The sequence below is a fragment of the Myxococcus sp. AB025B genome (genome assembly GCF_006518215.1).
Taxonomy (GTDB): domain Bacteria; phylum Myxococcota; class Myxococcia; order Myxococcales; family Myxococcaceae; genus Myxococcus; species Myxococcus fulvus.
Genome location: NZ_SRLW01000126.1, coordinates 21004 through 27598, shown reverse-complemented (window position 1 = coordinate 27598; position 6595 = coordinate 21004). Strand labels below are relative to the sequence as shown.

Annotated in this window: 7 protein-coding genes; 6 read left to right on the top strand and 1 reads right to left on the bottom strand. The window is 71.2% G+C overall.

What is annotated here, in order from left to right; all coding sequences use genetic code 11:
* The 5 genes from FL311_RS21580 to FL311_RS21560 all read left to right on the top strand — a co-directional run.
* Window positions 1-1200: DNA polymerase domain-containing protein (locus FL311_RS21580; RefSeq protein WP_305036163.1), on the top strand; the 1200-nt coding region annotated here is incomplete at its 5' end.
* 140 nt (window positions 1201-1340) lie between these two features.
* A complete protein-coding gene (locus FL311_RS21575; RefSeq protein ID WP_141327543.1) occupies window positions 1341-1961 on the top strand; it encodes a trimeric intracellular cation channel family protein in 621 nt (206 codons plus the stop codon).
* Window positions 1962-2024: 63 nt separating this feature from the next.
* Window positions 2025-2519, top strand: coding sequence for a nuclear transport factor 2 family protein (locus FL311_RS21570; protein WP_141327542.1), 495 nt, complete (start codon window positions 2025-2027; stop codon window positions 2517-2519).
* Window positions 2520-2565: 46 nt separating this feature from the next.
* Window positions 2566-2967 carry a tetratricopeptide repeat protein gene (locus tag FL311_RS21565; RefSeq protein ID WP_141327541.1) on the top strand — a complete coding sequence of 134 codons (402 nt, stop codon included), beginning with the start codon at window positions 2566-2568 and terminating at the stop codon, window positions 2965-2967.
* Window positions 2968-3138: 171 nt separating this feature from the next.
* Window positions 3139-4836: a dihydroxyacetone kinase family protein gene (locus tag FL311_RS21560; RefSeq protein ID WP_141327540.1), complete on the top strand. Its 1698-nt coding sequence runs from the start codon at window positions 3139-3141 to the stop codon at window positions 4834-4836.
* Here FL311_RS21560 and FL311_RS21555 read toward each other — a convergent pair.
* Window positions 4826-5845, bottom strand: a complete 1020-nt coding sequence (locus FL311_RS21555; RefSeq protein ID WP_194869303.1) for a DUF6268 family outer membrane beta-barrel protein — start codon at window positions 5843-5845, stop codon at window positions 4826-4828. The genes FL311_RS21560 and FL311_RS21555 overlap by 11 nt on opposite strands.
* 134 nt (window positions 5846-5979) lie before the next feature.
* Here FL311_RS21555 and FL311_RS21550 point away from each other — a divergent pair, with 134 nt between their 5' ends.
* Window positions 5980-6588 carry a hypothetical protein gene (locus tag FL311_RS21550; protein ID WP_141327539.1) on the top strand — a complete coding sequence of 203 codons (609 nt, stop codon included), beginning with the start codon at window positions 5980-5982 and terminating at the stop codon, window positions 6586-6588.
* The last annotated feature ends 7 nt before the right edge of the window (window positions 6589-6595 follow it).

The following is a 6595-nucleotide window of genomic DNA, read 5'->3' as shown; positions in this document are numbered from 1 at the left end:
GCGCACAGCGGGGCGGCGCTGCACCTGTTCGCCACGGGGGTGGCGCGGCGGGTGGTGAAGGCGGACGTGGCCAGCCTGTATCCGTCGTTGATGCGCGAGTACCGCATCGGGCCGAAGCGGGACAGGTTGGGGGCGTTGTTGTCGATGGTGGACCGGCTGGTGGACCAGCGGCTGGCGGCGAAGAAGCGGGCCCGGGCGGCGCCCGCGGGCTCCACGGAGCGGCACGAGAACGACGCGCTGTCGTCGGCGATGAAGATCATCGTCAACTCGGCCTATGGGTACATGGGCGCGGTGGGGTTGACGCGCTTCTCGGACGTGCACGCGGCGAACGAGGTGACGCGGCGCGGGCGCGCGGTGCTGGCGCTCCTGTGTCGGGAGCTCGCGCGGCGGGGCGTGACGTTGTTGGAGGCGGACACGGACGGCGTGTACTTCGCGGTGCCGGAGGACTGGCGCGAGGAGGACGAGCGGCGGGTGGTGGCGGAGGTGGCCGCGCTGTTGCCTCGCCGGGTGCAGCTGGAGTTCGACGGGCGCTATGCGGCGATGTTGTCGCACGAACCGAAGAACTACGCGCTGCAGTCGCATGACGGGACGCTCCACCTCAAGGGTGTGGCCTTCCGCTCCAGCCGCGCGGAGCCGTTCGGCGAGGCGTTCCTGCGCAAGGCCTTGCGGTGTCTGTTGGCGGGAGACGTGGCGGGCGTGCGGGACGTGTACGTGGACACGGTGATGGCGCTGCGCAGGCGGCGGGTGCCGACGACGGAGGTGGCGGCGCACGTGCGGCTGACGAAGGACTCCGCGCAGTACGCGGCGGTGCGTGAGCGCAGGCGCGAGCTGGCGTACGAGGCGATGCTCACCGCGGGCAGGACGTCGTGGGCGGCGGGTGAGCGCGTGCGCATCTACCGCGCGGTGGGCGGGCGCGCGGGCCTGCTGCCCGAGCCGGAGCCGGATGACGTGGAGGAGGTGTCCGCGCAGGGCGCCGAGGACCCGCGGGACTACGACGTCGAGTACTACGTGCGGCTCTTGAAGGACACCTTCGCCGCGCGCCTGGAGCGGGGCCTGACGCCGCTGGACTTCTCCACCGTGTTCGACGACCCGGGGCAGCCCTCGCTCTTCACGCCGTCACTCGTGGACTCGCGTCCCATCCTCACGGTGGTGCAGGCGCCGCCGGAGGACGAGACGCAACAGGAGTCGCTCGGCGGCTGACAGCCCGCGGTGCCGTGCTGTTCAGAAGATGTCCTCCGTCACCCGTGTCGCGTTGAATCGATGCGGGCGCTGCGTCAGACCAGGAACTCCAGGGGGATGGGATGCGGCCAGCATCGATGGAGAGGTCGCCCACGCGTGGGATGTCGCGTGCGCTGCTGACAGCGGGAGACCTCGCGGGCACCTTCGTCTTCGCCGTCGAGGGAGGGCTGACGGCGGCGCGCGCGGGCCTGGACGTGCTCGGCATCCTGGTGCTCGCCTTCGCCACCGCGCTGGGCGGAGGCATGGTGCGGGACGTGCTGCTCGGCGCGGTGCCGCCGCTGGCCCTCCAGGATTGGCGCTACGCGACGACGGCCTTCGGCGGCGGCGCGCTGGTGATGCTGCTGAGCGGCCCTTTGGGACACGTGCCCGTGACGCCGCTGCTCATCCTGGATGCGGCGGGGCTCGCGCTCTTCACGGTGACGGGCGCGGGCAAGGCCCTCTCGCTGAAGGCCACTGCGCTGGCGGCCATGCTCCTGGGCGCCATCACCGGCGCGGGCGGGGGGACGATTCGGGACGTGCTGCTCGCGCGCGTCCCCCTGGTGCTGCGCGCGGATGTCTACGCGGTGGCGGCGCTGTCGGGCGCGGGCGCGTTGCTCCTGGCGCGCAGGCTGGGCGCCTCCGCCGTGCTCGCCGCGAGCGTGGGCGCGGCCGTCTGTTTCGGATTGAGGACGCTCGCCATCCTGCTTCACTGGAAGCTTCCGGGAATCCTCCCTCCGCCCTGAGCCGCTTGTTGGCAATTCAGCGTGTATTCCCAGGCGGACGGGCTGAGCCTAGACTTCCCGTTCATGCGCGAAAAAGACACGCAGTATGTATTGGATTGGATTGCCATCCAGGAGCTGGTGGCGGAGTACGGGCAGGCCATCGACTTCGGCAAGGACACCGGGGACTGGAGCCGGTGGGCGAACGTCTTCACGCCCCAGCTCACCGCGGACTACAGCCGCTTCATGGGCGGCGAGCCCATCCACATCACCCGCGAGCAGGCCGCCGAGTACGGCCGCGTGGCGGTGAGCGCCTTCAGCCGCGTCCAGCACGCCACGGCGACGACCCTCCGCATCCACTTCAAGAACGAGACGCAGGCCCAGGTGATGGCCTACGCGGAGGTGGCCCACTACTTCACGCTCGGCGGCGTGCAGCAGGAGTGGACCATCGTCGCGCGTTACACGCATGACGTGGTGAAGACGGCCGAGGGCTGGCGCATCGAGAAGGTGCTCCTGGACCCCGTCCACTACCGGGGCAACCCCCTGGGCCTGGAGTTCGTCCAGGGCAAGAGACTGGCGTGAGCGACACCTCCGGGTGTCTGCTCTCGCACCTGGGAGGAATCGCATCATGGGTGATGAACATCCCCTGCGCATCGCGTCCGAGCTCGCGCGGGCGGGCAGGATTGACGAGGCCATCTCGTGCCTGGAAGCAGCGTTGGGGCGCACCCGCTCCATGGCGGAGCTCCCCGCCAACACCTCGCTCCTGGCGAGGACGGCGGGGCTGCTCTGTGAGGAGGCTGGGAGGCTGCCACAGGCGGTGCGCTACTACGAGGAGGCCCTTGCCGTTGCGGCGGAGCGCGAGCCGCTCCTGTTGCTTGCCCTGGCGGAGGTGCATCGGCGCTCGGGGCAGGTCGCCCGAGCCCAGGTCTGCCTGGACGAGGCCGAGGCACTGGCTCGCGGCTCCGCGGAGGTCGACGTCGCGAGGAGGGTTGCCCAGCTCGGCGAAGCGTGGGCGCGCGACGAGCGTTGAGAGAGCGAGTGGCCCCGGTCGAAGCAGCGCCTCGCCGGAAGTGAGACCGTCGCGACGTGCCCGCTGACGGACGATTCCGGTCCGTCGCCCGCGGGTCCCCGGCACCCGCGCGCCACGCGCGTGGTTTACTCCCGCCTCTGGACAGCACAGGTCGCCAAGGAGCGGGAACCGGTGAAGAAGCTCGTCAATGAGCCCAAGGCCGTCGTGAGGCAGATGCTGGAGGGATTCGTCGCGCTCGCTCCAGGACAGGTGTTGCTCGATGACGAGACGGTGGTCATCCGGAGCGACACGCCCGAGGACCCTCGACAGCGCAAGGTGTCCGTCATCTCCGGCGGCGGAAGTGGCCATGAGCCCGCTCACGCCGGCTACGTGGGCGCGGGCATGCTGGACGCGGCCGTGGCCGGTGACGTGTTCACCTCGCCCAGCACCGACGCCGTGCTCACCGCCATCCGCGCGGTGTCCGGCCCCGCGGGCTCGTTGCTCGTGGTGAAGAACTACACCGGAGACCGGCTCAACTTCGGCCTCGCCGCGGAGCTGGCCCGCGCCGAGGGCATTCCCGTGGAGGTCGTGGTGGTGGCCGATGATGTCGCCCTGCGCGACACCGTGGAGCCCTCGCGCCGTCGCGGCATCGCCGGCACCGTGCTCGTGCACAAGGTCGCGGGCGCCGCGGCCGCCGCCGGACTTCCCCTGTCGGACGTGCTCCGTGAGGCCCAGGCCGCATCGGCGGAGCTGGGCACCATGGGCGTCGCGCTCGGGCCCTGCACCGTGCCCGCGGCGGGGCGCCCCGGCTTCACCCTCGGCGACGAGGAGATCGAACTGGGCCTGGGCATCCACGGTGAGCAGGGCGTTCTGCGCGCTGAGCTCCAGTCCGCGGACGCGCTGGTGGAGACGCTGCTCGCCGCCATCGTCGAGGACCGTCGTCTGACCTCGGGCGCGCGCGTGGCGTTGCTCGTCAATGGACTCGGTGGCACGCCGCCGATGGAGCTCGCCATCGTCACGCGCCGTGCGCTGGCCGTCCTGCGCGAACGAGGCCTTCGCGTCGAGCGGGCCTGGAGCGGGACGTTCCTCTCCGCGCTGGAGATGCCCGGCTGCTCGTTGTCTCTGTTGAAGGTCGACGACACCCTGCTGACCCGGCTGGACGCGAAGACGTCCGCGCCCGCGTGGGGCGGGGAAGGGCGGCTCGCTCCGGAGCGTGCGCCCAGGCCCGTCACCGCCGCGCCCTCGGTGTCCTCGGCCCCCGCCGCGAAGCCAGCGGGGATGGAGAAGGTCCACGCGGCGGCGCTCGCGGTGGCGTCCGCTTTCGAGGCGAGCGAGTCGCGCCTGACGGAACTCGACAGCGCGGCGGGAGATGGCGACCTGGGCATCAGCCTGTCGCGCGGCGCCGCGGCCATCCGCGCGCTCCCCGAGTCCTCGTGGACGAGTCCCTCGCGAGCCCTCACCTCCATCGGTGAGGCCCTGCGCCGCGCCATCGGCGGAAGCTCCGGGCCGTTCTACGCCACCGCGCTCTTGCGCGCCGCGCGCCGCTTGTCGGAAGGGCCCGTGGATGCGCCGGCCTGGGCGGAGGCGTTCGTCCTCGCCGTCGACGCCGTGGCGAACCTCGGCGGTGCCCGGCCGGGAGACCGCACCATGCTGGATGCACTCCGTCCCGCGGCGGACACCTTCGCCCAGGCACTGAAGGCAGGGAAGTCACCCGCCGAGGCCTGGGCCGCGTGCGTGCGCGAGGCGGAGCAGGGCGCCGACGCCACCGCGCGCATGCAGCCCCGCCTGGGCCGCGCCAGCTACCTGGGGAGCCGCGCGCTCGGTGTCCCGGATGCGGGCGCCGCCGCCGTCGTCGTCTGGGTGAAGGCGCTCACGCCCTTCATCGGATGAGTGGAGGCGTGCTGCCCTTCGCCGGCGGCACCGCCGACAGGCTGTTCGCGGCCGGACGCGAGGTGGCCGCGGCCCGCTTCGGGGGCCGCCACCCGAGCGACACCCGCAGGTAGGGCGCCGGGCCCGTGGACTGGAGCATCCCCAGCTCCACCCGGTCCCGGTTCCTGTCGAGCAGCGCGTAGTCGTTCAGGAAGTCGAGCCCCAGCGAAGTGCTCAACCACAGGCTGCTGCCACCCAATCGCGTGTTCACCGTGGGGCCCGCGCGCAGCGCCGTCTCCCGCACGTAGCGGGCCGCCAGGTCCTGGCTGCCCTCGGGCAGGCGCGTGCGGAACACCTGCTGGTCGAACATGGCGCTGAGTCCCAGCTCCAGACCGTCGCCCACCTTGAGCATCGCGGTGAGCCGGGGCAGGCCCAGCTCCAGGATGTACGCGCCCTTGCGATAGGTGAAGGCCACCATGGGGATGACGGGCGTGGCGTCGAACGGGTAGAGGGCGACGAGACCGAAGGTGAGCCGCACGTCCGGGTCTCCGCCCATCAGGTAGTTCGCCATGGCGAAGCCCGCCCACGACGTATCCAGCCCCACGTCGAACGAGCTCTTGAAGTCGGTGCGCGGATTCGCGGACACGCCCGAGATGAGCATCCACCGGGGCGCCAGCGGACGAATCACCGTGAGCCCCAGGCTGAAGCGATGGAAGCGCCGGCTCAGGTCCTCCTCGGACACGTCCGCGAGCGGGCCGCGTCGCTCGAGCCCCATGAAGCGCGTCTCGTACCCGAACGAGGGCACCAGCACCGTCTTCCCCAGGAAGAGGGGAGGAAGCGGCAGGCGCAAATCCAGCTGATGTCGTTCGTCCAGTCGCCCGCCCTGCGAGCCGATGCGGGTCCCCCGCGCGACGGTGATGCCGACATAGGCCCGGTCCTCCGTCGTCTGCGCCGAACCCGCACCCGCGAAGACGAGCACGCAGGCGAGCAGCACCTGTTGGAGGGGCGCCCAGCGCACAGCCCTGGTCACTGACACATGGACCTCACCACGGTTTCCCGGCCGAGCCCCCACTATACAGGGAGTCGGCGCTCCCACGGTCGTCCAGGCAGTCCGCCGAAGACATTGTCCTCGTCACCCGGGCCGCGGACTTCTACCCTGGCTCCATGAAGCTCTTCGATACGTTGCTGCAGGAAGCCTCGTTGCATGACAAGGCCGGCTCGGCCTCCAAGCGGGCGGCGCTCAAGGCGAAGCTGACACCCACCGACACCGTCGAGCAGGTGTCGGGCGACCTGCGCATCGGCGAGGGCGAGGACCGGCGCGTGGGCGGCGGCCTCGTGGTGAAGGGCAACCTGGTGCTCGAGGACCAGGGGCGGCTGCTCGTCGCGGGCGACCTGGTCGTCGAAGGCAGCATCATCCACGAGGGCTTCGACTACTCGCTGCTCTTCGTCGGCGGCGCGCTCCAGGCGGGCAACCTGCTCGTGCACGGCGAGGTCGTCGTCCTCGGCGCCTTCAAGGTCCAGGGCGTCGCGTGGACGTACTACAGCGACTACTCGACCTACGCCGACACGCTGACGGCCCGGCTCGTCGTGGCGGATGACCGCGAGGACGCCATCGGCAAGGTGAGCGCGGAGCACCACCTCGTCGGTCACTCGAGCGAAATCGGTCCCAAGCTGAGCAAGCTGCTCCAGAAGGGTCTCGTCGATGCGGAGGGCGAGTGGTCCTACACCACGCTCGCCAAGAAGCTGCTGAAGAAGGGAGCGCTGCTGGCGTGAGGCGGGG